14 protein-coding genes are annotated in these 14713 nt (G+C 62.7%); 9 read left to right on the top strand and 5 right to left on the bottom strand.

Annotation, left to right across the window (positions count from 1 at the left end; genetic code table 11):
* Nucleotides 1–2: 2 nt before the first annotated feature.
* Nucleotides 3–692 (bottom strand): molybdate ABC transporter permease subunit, encoded by a 690-nt coding sequence (gene modB / locus ACFPN2_RS09505; protein WP_380596372.1) that lies wholly within the window; start codon nt 690–692, stop codon nt 3–5.
* Between the two features lie 109 nt (nt 693–801).
* On the opposite strand from modB, the gene ACFPN2_RS09510 reads away from it, so the two are divergent.
* The 7 genes from ACFPN2_RS09510 (at nt 802) to ACFPN2_RS09540 (ending at nt 6425) form a co-directional block, all read left to right on the top strand.
* The gene (locus tag ACFPN2_RS09510) at nt 802–1173 is read left to right on the top strand and encodes a hypothetical protein (RefSeq protein ID WP_380596373.1); all 372 of its coding nucleotides are present in this window, start codon (nt 802–804) and stop codon (nt 1171–1173) included.
* 227 nt (nt 1174–1400) lie between these two features.
* Nucleotides 1401–1751, top strand: a complete 351-nt coding sequence (locus ACFPN2_RS09515) for a hypothetical protein (protein ID WP_129775788.1) — start codon at nt 1401–1403, stop codon at nt 1749–1751.
* A gap of 352 nt (nt 1752–2103) precedes the next feature.
* Complete coding sequence (locus tag ACFPN2_RS09520) at nt 2104–3315, top strand: molybdopterin molybdotransferase MoeA (RefSeq protein ID WP_380596374.1); 1212 nt, start codon at nt 2104–2106, stop codon at nt 3313–3315.
* Nucleotides 3316–3319: 4 nt separating this feature from the next.
* Entirely contained in the window at nt 3320–4369 is a 1050-nt protein-coding gene (gene moaA / locus ACFPN2_RS09525; RefSeq protein WP_380596375.1) for a GTP 3',8-cyclase MoaA, read from the top strand.
* A 4-nt stretch (nt 4370–4373) separates the two neighbouring features.
* Nucleotides 4374–4841: a cyclic pyranopterin monophosphate synthase MoaC gene (moaC, locus tag ACFPN2_RS09530; protein ID WP_380596376.1), complete on the top strand. Its 468-nt coding sequence runs from the start codon at nt 4374–4376 to the stop codon at nt 4839–4841.
* Nucleotides 4831–5949, top strand: coding sequence for an NTP transferase domain-containing protein (locus ACFPN2_RS09535; RefSeq protein ID WP_380596377.1), 1119 nt, complete (start codon nt 4831–4833; stop codon nt 5947–5949). Before moaC ends, ACFPN2_RS09535 begins: the two co-directional genes overlap by 11 nt.
* Entirely contained in the window at nt 5946–6425 is a 480-nt protein-coding gene (locus ACFPN2_RS09540; protein WP_380596378.1) for a molybdenum cofactor biosynthesis protein MoaE, read from the top strand. The genes ACFPN2_RS09535 and ACFPN2_RS09540 overlap by 4 nt, the downstream gene beginning before the upstream one ends.
* Before the next feature lie 41 nt (nt 6426–6466).
* On the opposite strand, the gene ACFPN2_RS09545 is transcribed toward ACFPN2_RS09540, so the two are convergent.
* Both ACFPN2_RS09545 and ACFPN2_RS09550 read right to left on the bottom strand, forming a co-directional pair.
* Nucleotides 6467–7924 (bottom strand): OmpA family protein, encoded by a 1458-nt coding sequence (locus ACFPN2_RS09545; protein ID WP_380596379.1) that lies wholly within the window; start codon nt 7922–7924, stop codon nt 6467–6469.
* A 43-nt stretch (nt 7925–7967) separates the two neighbouring features.
* On the bottom strand, nt 7968–9278 hold the full coding sequence (locus ACFPN2_RS09550) for a glutamate-5-semialdehyde dehydrogenase (RefSeq protein WP_380596380.1): 1311 nt from the start codon (nt 9276–9278) through the stop codon (nt 7968–7970).
* 178 nt (nt 9279–9456) lie between these two features.
* Here ACFPN2_RS09550 and ACFPN2_RS09555 point away from each other — a divergent pair, with 178 nt between their 5' ends.
* Nucleotides 9457–10845 carry a spinster family MFS transporter gene (locus ACFPN2_RS09555; RefSeq protein WP_380596381.1) on the top strand — a complete coding sequence of 463 codons (1389 nt, stop codon included), beginning with the start codon at nt 9457–9459 and terminating at the stop codon, nt 10843–10845.
* Here the strand turns inward: ACFPN2_RS09555 and ACFPN2_RS09560 are convergent.
* The gene (locus ACFPN2_RS09560; RefSeq protein ID WP_380596382.1) at nt 10842–11405 is read right to left on the bottom strand and encodes a DUF924 family protein; all 564 of its coding nucleotides are present in this window, start codon (nt 11403–11405) and stop codon (nt 10842–10844) included. The two genes, ACFPN2_RS09555 and ACFPN2_RS09560, sit on opposite strands and share 4 nt — an antisense overlap.
* A 148-nt stretch (nt 11406–11553) precedes the next feature.
* Between ACFPN2_RS09560 and ACFPN2_RS09565 the strand changes: the two genes are divergently transcribed.
* Entirely contained in the window at nt 11554–13143 is a 1590-nt protein-coding gene (locus ACFPN2_RS09565; protein WP_380596383.1) for an alpha/beta hydrolase family protein, read from the top strand.
* On the opposite strand, the gene ACFPN2_RS09570 is transcribed toward ACFPN2_RS09565, so the two are convergent.
* Complete coding sequence (locus ACFPN2_RS09570) at nt 13140–14696, bottom strand: class I adenylate-forming enzyme family protein (protein ID WP_380596384.1); 1557 nt, start codon at nt 14694–14696, stop codon at nt 13140–13142. The genes ACFPN2_RS09565 and ACFPN2_RS09570 overlap by 4 nt on opposite strands.
* Nucleotides 14697–14713: the final 17 nt, after the last annotated feature.

The following is a 14713-nucleotide window of genomic DNA, read 5'->3' on the forward strand; positions in this document are numbered from 1 at the left end:
CGCTACCGTCCCAACATCCGGCGCACGCGACGCGCGATGTATTCCGCCGCGATCAAGCCCAGCAAACCGAGCGTGAACGAAATCGTCGCCAGCCTCGCCGCGACCGCATCGCCGCCCGGCGTCTGCAACGCGGTGTAGAGCGCCAGCGGTAAGGTGCGCGTCTCGCCGGGAATGTTTGAAACGAAGGTGATGACGGCGCCGAACTCACCGAGCCCCGCCGAGAACGCGGTGACGGCGCCCGCGAGAATGCCGGGCAACATCAGCGGCAGCATCACGGTGAAGAAACGATCCCACGCCCCCGCTCCGAGCGTGCGTGCCGCATCTTCCAGACCCGAGTCGACGCCCTCGAGCGAGATGCGAATGGCTCGCACCATCAAGGGAAAACTCATGACCGCGGTGGCCAGCGCCGCACCCGCGCTGGTGAACACGAGCTGGATGCCGAAGTGCGCATATAGCCAGCCGCCGATGGGCCCGCGCATTCCAAACAACAACAGCAGCAAGTAGCCGACCACGACCGGCGGCAGCACCAGCGGCAAATGCACGAAGGCATCGAGCAGCAAGCGTCCATGCAACCGGCGCCGGGTCAACAGCCAGGCCACGAGGATCGCCAGCGGCAGGCTGAACAGCACGCTGCGCAGGGCGATCGACAGGCTCAGGCGGACGGCGTCCGCCTCGGCGGCGGTGAGCATCATCGGTACAGTATAAAAGACCCGGCGATCGTGAACATTTTGAGCATAGCCAAGCGGCGCACACGCGCCTTAAGATGAGGCGGTATTCGGAACGCCCGCTAGAGGATTCGTCATGATCAAAACCATTATTACCGGCACGCTGCTGGGCTGCCTCGCGGTCGCCACCGCAACCGCCGAGTGCTCGTATCCCAAGGCCCCGACCGGCCTGCCCGACGGTGCCACCGCGACCCAGGACGAAATGGTCGGCGGCATGAAAGCCATCAAGGAATACAACAACCAGGTCACGACCTATCTGAACTGCCTGGAAAGCGAAATGAACACCCGCATCGAGGCCGCCGGCCCCGAAGCGCCGGCCGATCAGGTCGAGCAGATCAAGGCCATTCACACCAAGCGTCATAACGCGGCCGTCGAGGAGCTGGAGTCGACCGCGGCCCGCTTCAACGAGCAGGTGAAAGTATTCAAGGCCCGCGAGAAAAAGAGCTGATTTTTTCCGGCCGGGGCGCGTGCTTATGTGAAGCCACGCGCCCCGGCACGAGCGCCGCCCGGCGACTCATTTCACGTTTTCCAGCGAACCCCTCCAAAGCAGTGCGACCGCCGTCGCAGTTGTACGCGGTACTGACAGATCGCCCCTTAAGCGCACGCTCGTAGGGCCGATGCCCGCTGTGTCCGCCGTAACAACGGCTCACGCTCACGGATCAGCTGGAGAAAGTAATGAATCGCAAGTTGCTCACCATCGGCGCTGCCTTCGCCCTCGCCTTTGGCGTGGCTACCGCCCAGGCCGAATGCGCCTTCCCGAAGGCCCCCGCCTCTATTCCCGATGGCAAGACCGCCTCGGAGCCGGAAATGGTCGCCGCCATGCAGGCCTTCAAGGCCTACAACGAGGAAGTGAATGCGTTCGGCGCCTGCCTGGAAGAAGAGACCAAGAGCAAGGCCGCCGGCACGGCGCAGCTGATGCAGCTGAAGACCATGCAGACCAAGAAGCACAACGCCGCCATCGACGAGCTGCAGGCCAAGGCCAAGCTGTTCAACGAGCAGGTGCGTGTGTTCAAGGCGCGCGGCTAAGAGTTTAAGGCCGGCTCGCATGGCGGGCCGGCTCGATACCGCCAGGCACATCCTGGGCAGGATGCCCGATCGATTTTTTTGACGAAGCCGGGCGCCTTGCAGCGCCGCTGGATTGATGTGCCATCGGCGAAGCAGGCCAAAGGCCAGGGAATGGAGCGAATCAGCCGCTCCATGGGGAAGCTACGGATCAGTTTCCTTGCTTACGCGCGGATGTGGATCCAGGGACCCGGTGTCCGCTTCGCGTGTCTTTCAGTCAGCCCGGGCTAGCCCGGGGCTGGCGCCCATTTGCCTAATCGTGCGCCATTTCTGACCGGATATAGCGCCCCCCGATGGCTCGTGACACACTTTCGCGGTGTCCAGCCGACTCCCCTCACCCACTGAAGCCGAAGCCGCGATTCGTCAGCATGCGACGCCGCTGCCGGCCGTGCATTTACCCCTGACCGAGCTCTCGGGCACGGTCCTGCGCGAGTCCATTACCTCGACGCGCGATCAACCGCCGTTCGACCGGGTCACGATGGACGGCATCGCCTTCTCGTTCGCGACCTGGCAGGGCGGACGGAATAGTTTCCGTGTGGCTGGCACCCAAGCCGCCGGCGCCGCGCCGCTGACTTTGCGCGAACCCAACGACTGCATCGAAGTCATGACCGGCGCGATGCTGCCGATCGGCTGCGATTGTGTCGTGCCGGTCGAGAACATCGAAGTCCGCGACAGCATCGCTCAACTGCGCGACGACGCCCCCGCGCCGGTGCGCAATCTCAACATCCACAATCGCGGGATCGACTCGCGGCGAGGCGATCTGTTGTTGCCTGCGGGCTGCCGGCTCGGCCCCGCCGAGGTGGCGGTGATTGCCTCGAACGGGCAAACGCGTGCGCTGGTCTCGAGGCCGCCGCGCATCGTCGTGATCTCCACGGGCGACGAGCTGGTCGAGCCCGGCCAGCCGCTGCAGGACTGGCAGATCTCGCGCTCGAACGTTTATGCCGTGCTCGCCTCGTTGCGACAGCATGGCTATTCCGCGCTGTCCCACGATCACGTGCCGGACGACCTGCCCAAACTGCGCGAGCGTCTTGCCGCTCATCTCGCGGCCAACGATGTAATGGTCCTGAGCGGCGGCGTATCGATGGGCCGGTTCGATTACGTTCCGCAAGTGTTGCAGGAACTGGGCGTGCGCATGATCTTCCACAAAGTCGCGCAGCGCCCGGGCAAGCCGCTGTGGTTCGGCGTAGGCAGCGGCGGACAAACGGTGTACGCGTTGCCCGGCAATCCGGTGTCGACGCTGGTTTGCCTGACACGCTATGTGCTCCCTGGATTGCAGGCGGCCCAAGGCGCTTCGATGACACCCGTTGAAACCGTCTCGCTTGCCCAAAGCTACGAAGTTAAGCCGTCGCTCGCGGTGTTCTTGCCCGTGACGATCACGAACACCGTCGCGGGGCAATGCGCCTTGCCGCATCCGACACGGGGTTCCGGCGATTTCACCTCCCTGGTCGGCACCGTAGGCTTCGTGGAACTGCCGCCGGGCCCGCGGGTCGTTATGGAAGACGCGACCTTGCCTCTTTATCGTTGGTAGCCGCATGCCATCCACCGTCACCCCTCTGCCCGTGAAGCACCGCCCGCACGATACGCTGGGCCGGCCGCTGCACGACCTGCGGATTTCGGTGATGGATCGCTGCAACTTCCGCTGCCCGTATTGCATGCCGAAGGAAACGTTCCATGAGAACTACCGTTTCCTGAAATCGAACGAGCGGCTGTCGTTCGAAGAAATCACGCGACTGACCCGCTTGTTCGTCGACATCGGCGTACGCAAAGTGCGCCTCACCGGCGGCGAGCCGCTGCTCCGTTCGAATCTCGCCGATCTGGTCGGCGATCTCACGGCCATCGAAGGCGTGCAGGACGTGGCGCTCACGACCAACGGTGTGCTGCTCGCTCAGCATGCGGTCGAGTTGAAAGCCAACGGCCTGCATCGAATCACGGTCAGCCTCGACACGACCGATCCCGAGATCTTCAAGCAGATGAGCGGCGGCATGGGCGATCTGGACCGCGTGCTCGATGGCATTCGCGCCGCGCAGGAAGCGGGGCTCGCGCCGATCAAGATCAACTCGGTGATTGAGCGGGGCTTGAACGATCACACCGCGCTCGATTTGATCGAGCGCTTCCGGGGCACCGGCGTGATCGTGCGCTTCATCGAATATATGGATGTGGGCAATCGTAATCACTGGAGCCTGGAGCGCGTCGTTCCTTCACGCGAACTGGTGGACCGGATCGGCCAGCGCTGGCCGCTGCATCCGGTCGATCCGAATTATCGCGGCGAAGTGGCTGAGCGTTACGCGTTCGATGACGGGCTCGGCGAGGTCGGGTTTATCTCTTCGATCACCAATCCGTTCTGTGGCGACTGCACCCGAGCGCGGCTGTCGTCGGAAGGCGTCTTCTATACTTGCCTGTTCGCGCGCTCCGGCGTCGATTTGCGCGCTCCCCTGCGCGAAGGCGCGTCGGATGCGGAGCTGAGCCAGCTCATCTCTAACACCTGGCTGAAACGCGGCGATCGGTACAGCGAGATCCGCTCCTCTTTGAAGAACGGCGAGCAACCGTTGCGCAAGATCGAGATGTATTACATCGGTGGCTGATCGGATGGCGACGTTCACTCATATCGACTCGAACTCGCGGCCGACCATGGTCGACGTGAGCGACAAAGTCGTCACCAAGCGCACGGCGACGGCGCAGACGCGCGTGCGGTTTCCTTCGGCTGTCGCCGAGGCTTTGCGCTCTCAGCAGTTCAATACGCCCAAGGGGCCGGTGTTTCAGACGGCCATCATCGCGGGCACGATGGCGGCGAAGCGGACCCACGATTTGATTCCGTTCTGTCATCCGCTCGGGATCGAGAAATGCTCGGTGTCGATTGAGATGGACGGCGACGAGGCGGTCGTTCTTTGCACGGTCTCCGTTCATCATAAGACTGGCGTCGAGATGGAAGCTTTGACTGGCGCGAGCGTGGCTGCGCTTACTGTTTATGACATGTGCAAGGCGCTGTCGCATGACATCGTGATTGCGGAGACGCGGCTGATTGAGAAGCGCGGAGGCAAGAGCGATGTCGGCTGACGCCCCTTTGTTCGGTTTGGTGCTTGCTGGCGGCGCCAGCACCCGCATGCAGCGGGATAAGGCGGCGATCGAGTATCACGGTCAGTCCCAGTTGCACTGGACGTTTCATTTGTTGTCGCACGTGTGTGCGGCGACGTTTGTTTCTGTTCGGCCGGATCAGAGGGAGGAGCCGACTCGGGCTGGGTTACCTCAAATTGTCGATCGTCAGCCTGGGATTGGACCAATTGCCGGCATCTCGGCTGCACTCCACGCCCATCCCAAAGCCGCTTGGATCGTTGTTGCCTGCGACCTGCCGTTTTTGAACGAGCAGACGCTGCGTTATCTTGTCGAGCGTCGCGATCCGCGGAAGATCGCGACCGCGTTCAAGAGCAGCCACGACGGTTTGCCCGAGCCCTTGTGCGCGATCTGGGAGCCCGCCGCTCGCGAGCCCGTGCTCGCGCACATCGCCGCCGGCAAACAGTGCCCGCGGAAGTTTTTGATCAATGCGGATACGCTGCTGCTCGATCTGCCCGATGCTCGGGCGCTCGACAATGTGAATACCTCCGACGAATATCGATCCGCCGTGTCCGCCTTCGGCGGCCCGGCCCCTTCTTTGTTGCCCACCCACCCGCCCTCTTCGAACCAAGACGGCGCTAGCTGCGCCTCTCTTTCGAACCACGGCGACGACGGGGCGAGCCGCGCCTCTTCTTCGAACCAGGCCGGCGGCGAAACATACCTCGCCTCACCTGCTCACTCCGGCAGCGGCGCTAGCCGCGCCTCTTCTCCTGGCCAGGCCAGCGGCGATACACGCCTCACCTCTTCTCCGGGCCAGGGCGGCGGGTCTCATTTATCTAATGCTGCTGCGTTAGGAGCCAAGGCCGACAAGCCTCGCACCCTCCGCATCCAGTACTACGCCATCCTCCGCGAACAAGCCGGGCGCAGCGAAGAAACATTGGACACCACAGCAGCAACCCCAGCCGAGCTCTACAACGAGCTCCGTCAGCGGCACCCGTTCCAATTGAATCCGGCCCAGCTGAAAGTCGCCCTGAACAACGACTTCAGCGATTGGCAAACCCCGCTTCGTCACGGCGACACTGTCGTCTTCATCCCCCCGGTGGCCGGCGGATGAAACCTTTCTCCTTCAGCAGCACGAAACTGACCCTCGACGACTATCGCAGGGAACTCAGCGATGACGCCGCCGGGGGTTATGCCTCCTTCGAAGGCTGGGTGAGGAATCACAATGAAGGCCACGCCGTCACTCGGCTGGAATACGAAGCGTTCGAGGCACTAGCGAACAAGGAAGGCGAGCGCATCGTCAACGAAGCCATCCAGCGCTTCGGCATCTTGAAAGCCGCCTGCGTCCATCGCGTCGGCTCGCTAGCGATTGGCGACGTCGCCGTCTGGGTAGGCGTCAGCTCGAAACACAGAGCCGAGGCCTTCGCGGCGTGCCGTTACATCATCGATGAAGTGAAACATCGAGTGCCCATCTGGAAGAAGGAGCACTACGTCAACGGCGACTCAGGCTGGGTGAATTGCGAGCGCTGTGCCGTTCCCGGTCACGATCACACGCATGAGCACCCTCATGCGCATGACCACAATCACTGAGCTGACCCAGCCGCGGGACGAACTTCCTCTTTCTTTGGAGATCAGCCGCTGCCGGCGACGTGAATCACCAGGTCGATGCGCCGATTGCGCGCACGACCGACGGCCGTCTCGTTAGTCGCAACAGGCCGCGCCTCGCCATAACCGATCGAGCTGACCTTCTCCGCATTCGCCCCAAGCTGACTCACGAGATACTGCTTCACCGCGTCCGCACGATCCTGCGACAGGATCAGATTCGCCGAGTCGCTGCCGTTCGCATCGGTGTGTCCTTCAACCACAATCGTGGCCTCCGGGAAGCGCGACAGCGCCGACTGAACCTTCTTCATCAGCGCCGCGCTGCTGCCATCGATGGTGCTGCGGCCCGACGGAAAGTTGATGCCCAACAATGACACGACGACGTCTTCGCCCTGCCGATACACACGTGCCTCTTCGGCCGTGAACGACGCTTCGATGGCAGCGATATTCGACCGCAGCTGGGCCTGCGCATCGACCTGACGCTGAAGCGCGATACGCTCCTGCGACTCGCCGCCCAGGCGCGACTCGACCCGCTTCAGCTGATTATTCAGCGCCGCGATCTGCTCTTCGCGATCCTGCAATTCCTGTTTCAAGCGCCGCACTTCCTGCGTCTGTTGCTGAGCGTACTCGCCCAGCTCTTTCATCGGCGCCTGATGACCCTCGTCGAAACGAATGTCCAGTTCCATATCGTCGGCAATGCGCTGAAGCGGTTCTTCCCACGACAGGATCAACGCCTCGACCCCGGACTGATCCTCTTTCTCCTGCTGCAGGACCTTCTGGACCTGCTGAGCCAGATACGTCGCATGGCGCGCATCGTAGCGAGCCTGTCCGGCGAGCTTGCGAGGTTGAGTCACGTCGTAACGATTGCGCTGAATCTCCTGCTCCGCCTCGGCGAGGTGACGTTTCGCCGATTGCAGCGTGCGGGGCGCGTAACGTTCCACCTTGGCCGCATCGGCCTGCGCGATCAGGTTGCGAGCCTCGTTGAGAATGCCGCCCTTGATGCCGGTCAGCTCGACATCGCGCAACAGGACTTCGGCCTCGGCCGCCCGCTTCTGCGCATTCGGCAGATCGCCGCTCTCGTTCTCGCGCATGGCTTGCACGAAACGATCGTTGGCCTTGGTCCAGGCCTCGCCGGCGAACTTGGGCGCTTCGGCAACCAATGCATCTTCACGAGTCTTGATCACGCCGCCCAGCGATTGGCGGGCATTCGCTGCGACAGTGCGCGCCTTTTCCAACGCCGCCTCGCCTTCCTGCACGCGAGCTGCAATTTTTTCAGTGCCGCGGCCTCGTTCAGCTTCCTTCGCGGCGGCCTGGCTGGCCTGCACGGCCGCGGCGAACGCTTTGGGCGCCAGTACATCGAGTTGATCGGCGCGACCTTTTTCAACGGCGGCGGCCAGCGCCGCGGCATCGAGATTGCCGGCGGCGGACGCCGGGGCAGCCCCGAAACTGAGACACACGACAACGATCAGCGCGAATAGCTGCAACATACGAACGGGCCCGAAACAAAACTTGAGCGAAAGTATATATGCGTCAGGGCCGGATCTGGCCGGAGCCGCGCACCACATATTTGTAACTGGTGAGCTGCTCGACGCCCACCGGGCCGCGCGCATGGAATTTATCGGTTGAGATGCCGATCTCGGCGCCCATGCCAAATTCGCCGCCATCGGCGAACTGGGTGGACGCGTTATGCAAAACGATGGCGCTATCGACGCCCCCCAGGAAACGCTCGGCCGTGGCTTGATTGGCCGTGACGATGGATTCCGTATGCGCCGACCCATACTTCGCAATGTGCGCGATGGCGGCATCGACGCCGTCGACCACCTTCGCCGCGATGATGGGTTCGAGATATTCGGTGCTCCAGTCCGCCTCGACCGCAGGCCGGATGCGCGAATCGAGACGCTGTAACGTTTCATCGCCGCGCACTTCGCAGCCCGCGTCGAGCAAAGACTTGAGAACAGTCGAAGCCGCGTCGCCGGCACGATCGAACAACACAGTCTCCGCAGCCCCGCAGACACCGGTGCGACGAAGCTTCGCGTTGAGCACGACTTCGCGAGCCATGTCGAGGTTGGCATCGCGATCCACATACACGTGGCAGTTGCCATCGAGATGACCGATGACAGGCACGCGTGCTTCCTTCTGCACGCGTTCCACCAGACTGCGCCCACCGCGAGGCACGACGACATTGATGAACTCGGTCATGCTCGAGAGCATGTAACCCACCGCCGCACGATCCGTCGTCGGCACGACTTGAATGGCCGCTTCGGGCAAACCGGCGGCGCGCAGACCGGCGGCCAGACATTCATGAATCGCTTTGATCGAGCGATTGCTCTCGCTGCCACCACGCAGGATCACCGCGTTGCCCGACTTCAAACAAAGCGCACCGGCATCGGCGGTGACGTTGGGGCGGCTCTCATAAATGATACCGACGACGCCGAGCGGCACACGCACCCGCTCGATCTTCAAACCATTCGGCCGGGTCCAGCTGGCGATCACGCTGCCGATGGGATCCGGCAAAGCAATGATGTCCTCGATGCCGCGGGCCATGGCTTCGATCCGTTGCTCGTTCAATACGAGCCGGTCGAGCAGCGAGGACGAGAGGCCGCGCTGTTTGGCCTGCTCGACATCGGCGCGATTGGCGGCCAGCAGGTCGCCGCGGCGCTCGCGAATCGCGGTGGCCGCAGCCTTCAATGCTGAGTTCTTGGCGTCGGTGGATGCCTGAGCCAGGGCCTTGGCGGCGCTCTTGGCCGCGCGGCCCAGGGCCTGCATCGATTCAGCGACTGAGGCGACATCGCCTTCGGCCTTAGCTTTGTTTATCGAAGATGGGGGAGTAGGAGCGTTCATGACTTCATTCTAGCGGCACCCTGCCCGGGTAAAGAAGTGTCAATCGGCCCCCACGCTTCTACATCGCGAAACTGACGGGCCGTGCGGGCCAGTCTTGGTCAATTCTTGACCCGTCCGCGCGATGTCAAACGTCCTGGGCGATGACACAATGATCCGATCCGGGACGAGGGGGATGACGATGGCAGTAGAGGCACGATCGGTCGGCGACCGAGCCGCCAGCGCGGGCGCCGACGCGGCGGGAGCATTCACTGCCAGCAATGCCTACCGCAACTACGTCGTCTGGCTGCTGTTCGTCATCTACGTGTTCAACTACGTCGACCGGCAGATCCTGTCCATCGTGCTCGAGCCCATCAAGCAGGAATTCGGCCTGCACGACTGGCAGCTCGGCATGCTCAGCGGCCTGGCCTTCGCCGCGTTCTATTCGACGCTCGGCATTCCCATCGCGCGCATGGCCGATACGCGCAACCGGGTCAATATCATCACCGCGTCCATCGTGATCTGGAGTGCGTTTACCGTCTTCTGTGGTATGGCCAGAAACTTCTGGCAACTGCTGTTCGCGCGCATCGGTGTCGGCATCGGCGAGGCGGGCTGCAGTCCGTCGGCGTATTCGATCATCAGCGACTACGTCGAGCCGAAGAAACGCGCCACCGCGCTGTCGATTTATTCGATGGGCGTGTATGGCGGCAGCGCGCTCGGCTTCCTGGTCGGCGGGCTGGTCGCGCATGAATATGGCTGGCGGGCCGCGTTCTATACGGTGGGCTTGCCGGGCCTGCTCGTCGCGCTGATTCTGAAGCTCACCGTCAAAGAGCCACCGCGGGGCTTCTCGGAGCCCACGCCGGTCGCGATCGCGGAGCCGCCGCCGTTCAAGCAAGTGATGGGCAATCTCTGGGCGAAGAAATCATTTCGTCACTTGTCCGTCGCCGCCGGTCTGCACGCATTTGTCAGCTACGGATTGAGCTCGTTCTATTCGCCGTTCTTCATGCGCAGTCATGGCATGACGCTCGGCGATGTCGGGGCGTGGCTCGCCATCGTCGTCGCGTTGGGCGGATTGTCTGGAACATATCTCGGCGGTCTGTGGTGCGATCGTTACTACGCCCGCACCCAGGACCCGCGCTGGTATGTCTGGATCCCGGCGATCACGTTGATCATCGTCGTGCCGTTCGGCCAGGTCGTGTACGCGTTGGATAACACGGTCGCCGCGCTCTTGTTACTCACTCTGTACATCGCGCTGGCAGCGGCCTATCTCGGCCCGAGCATCGCGTCGACCCACCGATTGGTCGGATTGCGGGAACGCGCGCTCGCATCGGCCTTCCTGCTGCTGATCCTCAACTTCATCGGCCTTGGACTCGGCCCGATGTTCACGGGCGCGTTGAGCGACCTGTTCAAGGAATATTTTGTCTCGCAGGGCATCGCCGAGAAGGTGGCGCTCGCCGACGGGCTGCGCTGGTCGATCCGCGTGACGCTGATGATGAATCTGTGGTCGGCGCTCCACTATTACCTCGCGGCCAAGACGCTGCGCGAGGATATCGAAACGGGCAATCAGGCTCGCGCCGCCTCCGGCATCTAAACCAGCGGCGACTGGGTCTTCAAGAACTCCAGCTCTTCGGGCGTCGAGCGGCGCCCGAGAATGGCGTTGCGATGAGGGAAGCGCCCGAAGCGCTCGACGATATCGTGATGGTGACGCGCGTACTTCACGCCGTCCGCGATGCCGAGCTCATTGAATAGACGCACGGACTCCGCCTGCGCCTGCAGATCCTCGCTGTGCATGAACGGCAGATAAAGAAAGTGCCGCTGCTTCGCAGGCAATGACTGATCCTTGCCGCTCCCCACCGCATGCCGCGCCAATGCCAGCGCGCTGGCATCGGTTGCATAGGCCTCCGGTGTCTTACGAAACATATTGCGCGGAAACTGATCGAGCACGATGACGGCCGCGAGCAACGTGCGCGCATCGGCGCTCTCCGGCGCCAGCGGTTCAGCTTTCAACGCGGCGTAGGTCTCACCGAAACGTGCACGGCATTTGTCATCCACTTGCGTGCTGCTTCTGAACCAGTCCTGCTCGCTCAGCTCCTCGAACCAGAAGTGCAAGACCTCGTCGACCCAACCCGCTGGTAATTTTTTCGAGGACATCGCCGGCGCCCGCTCGCTTACGAATTCAGAACCTTATCAAAGTCACAAACGGTCGGAAGGTTCCCGACGCACAAAATTCTGCGCGATCCACCGATCCACTGTCCGCTCTCGCGCATTGTCCCTACGCCAGCGTAAGGATGAATCAGACATGTCGACCGCATTCAGGCTGAAGGTATTCGCAGTGCTCGGCAGCGCATTGATGCTCGCCGCCTGCAGCAGCAACAACGACGACAATAAGAATGACGCTCCCGACACCGGGCAGTCACAACCGCCGCCGTCGGCGGCCACGCCCACCGCCGGCACGCTGATCGAAACGCCGCCAACGCGGCTCGGCTCGTTTCCGATTGCCGATCTGCTCAATCTGGTGAATGTGAACTCCACCGCCGCACGCATCGTGGATTTCATCGCCGACCCGGAATGCGGCGTCGACGTTTATCAGCTTCGCTATAACACGCTCGACCCCGCTCAGCAGCCGACCACCGCGTCGGGCGCGCTGATGGTTCCGACCGGCACGAACGCCGCATGCCAGGGCTCCCGACCCATTGTCGTGTACGCGCATGGCACGCAGGCGGAGAAGGCATTCAACATCGCGAATCTCTCGAACGCCGACAACTACGAAGGCTTGCTGATCGCGATTACGTTCGCCGCACAAGGCTATATCGTCGTGGCGCCGAACTACGCGGGCTACGACACGTCATCGCTTCCGTATCACCCATATCTGCACGCCGACCAGCAGGCAAAAGACACGTCTGATGCACTGGCCGCCGCGCGAAGTGCGCTTCCCACGAGCAGCGCACCGACGGTCACCGACAACGGCCGACTGTTCATCACGGGCTATTCGCAAGGCGGGTTCGTGGCCATGGCCACGCATCGACTGCTGCAAACGAACGGCGCGACCGTAACCGCATCCGCGCCGATGTCAGGACCGTATGCCCTCGCGGCGTTTGGTGACGCTGTGTTTCAAGGCGAGGTCATCCGTAGCGCGCCAGCGTTGGTGGGCTGGCTGATGACGGCGTATCAGCGCATCTACGGCAACATCTATGCGGCGCCGACCGATGCGTTCGAAGCCCGATATGCGCCGACCATCGACACTCTGTTTCCAACGACGACTACGCGAGGCCAGGTTTACGATCAAGGCCTGTTGCCGCGAGACCAGCTGTTCAACAGCACGCCGCCCGATCCGGCCTACGCCGCCTACACTCCTGCGACAACGCCAGCGGATCTAGCGCCCGTGTTCGCTCAGGGATTTGGCACCGAAAACCTGGTCACCAATTCATTCCGAGGCAGTTATCTGCAGGACTCGCTTGCGCATCCCGATGGTGGCTTCCCAACGGTCACGGACGGTTTGCCGGCCGCGGCGCCTGCCCATCCGCTGCGCGTCGCGTTCAAAGCAAACGATCTGCGCAATTGGAGCCCGACTTCACCGGTGTTGTTGTGTGCCGGGCATGACGATCCGACCGTTCTGTATATGAACACGGATCTGATGCAGCGTTATTGGACCGCGGCCGGCGTGACGACGCAGATTCGCGTGCTAGACGTCGATGAAGATCCGTCCGTCGGCGGTGACGACACGACGCTGAAGCTCGGCTTCAACGCCGCGAAGGAAGCGGTCATCGCCGCCGCGATAGCCGGCGGCGCAACAGATGGTGGGGCGCTCGCCGTGGCCGATGTGTATCACTCCACGCTGGTGCCGCCGTTCTGTCTTGCGAAAGTGCAGTCGTTCTTCGATGGCTTCTAAGCGGCCGAGTACTGATCGCGCAGCTCGCGCTTCAGCACTTTGCCGATCGCATTTCGGGGCAGCTCGGCCGCCAGCCGGACGGCGGTCAGACGCTGCGTCTTGCCGAGACGCTCGTTGGTCCATTGTTTGATGTCGTCGGCGCTGGCCGTCGCGTCCGGACGTAGCACGACGAACGCGACCGGCGTCTCGCCCCACTCCTTCGACGGCACGCCGACGACGGCGCCATCGCGCACGGCCGGGTGTTGAAACAACACAGCCTCCAGATCGCTCGGATAAATATTGAAGCCGCCGGAGATGATCATGTCCTTGCGACGATCCATCAGCGTCAGAAAGCCTTCGGCATCGAAGCGACCGACATCGCCGGTGCGAATGAAACGATTGCCGGCGGCGTCATACCACTCAGCCTCCGCCGTCTTGCCGGGCTGATTGAAATAACCATTCATCATCGCGGTCGAGCGACCGACCACCTCGCCGATCTGACCCGGCGGCACTTCGCGGCCCTGCTCGTCGATCAAGCGAATGTCATGACCCGCCACCGGCTGGCCGACCGTATGCAACTTGTCCGGAAACTGATGGGCCATGAGCATGCACGTGCCGCCGCCTTCGGTCATGCCGTAGTACTCGATCAAGCCACCGGGCCAGCGACGCAGAATGTCTGCCTTCAGCGACGCAGCGAACGGCGCGCTGGTACAAAACTTCATGCGATAGCTGCTCAGGTCGAAACGATCGAAATCGGCACGATCCATCAATCGCTGATACTGAACCGGCACCAGCATGGCATGCGTCACTTTGTGCCGTTGTGACAGCTCGAGGAACTTGCCGGCGTCGAACTTGGCCATGAGCACGACCGCGCCGCCGCCGGCAATGGCGGGAAAGAAAGAAACGAGCGTCGTATTCGAATACAGCGGCGTGGAGCAGATCGTCACCGCCTCGCGGTCGTAACCGAAGTTACGGGCGCGGCGGACGTGCGCCCAGCGCATGCTGTGAGGTTGCACGATGCCCTTGGGCGTGCCGGTCGTGCCCGACGAATAGATGATGTTGAACGGCGCGTCCGGCGCGATTGTTACAGGCACGGGCACGCCGCCGGCCGGCGCCAGCCAGGTGTCGATCGATCTGACACCCGGCGCTCGATCCAGACGAACCAATTGCAGCCCGGACGGTAATTTCACGGTTGCCAGCGCGCTCGCGACGCTCTCATCCAGAAACAGGATCTTCGAGCCGCTGTCGGCGAGCATCGTGACCAGCGATTCCGGCGTGGAGGATGGCGATAGCGGCGCGACCGCCACGCCGGCACGCACGGCGCCGAGGAAAACGACGGCATAGTCAACACAGGACGCCGCGCAAATCGCCACCGCCTCGCCACTGGCCACCTGCTCACGCTGCAAGGCAATGGCGACCCGATCCATCCATTGATCCAGCTCGCCATAACTGAGGCTGCGCTGTTCATCGATCAGGGCGGGATGCCTGGGCCGCTCCTGGGCATAGGCGTGGACCAGGTCTGCGATCAGGCCGAAGTCCTGCTCGAACAATGTTTCAGGCGGGCTCACGTTCATGGATCATCCCTCGAGAG

The sequence above is a fragment of the Steroidobacter flavus genome, from assembly GCF_042651805.1.
Classification (GTDB): domain Bacteria; phylum Pseudomonadota; class Gammaproteobacteria; order Steroidobacterales; family Steroidobacteraceae; genus Steroidobacter; species Steroidobacter flavus.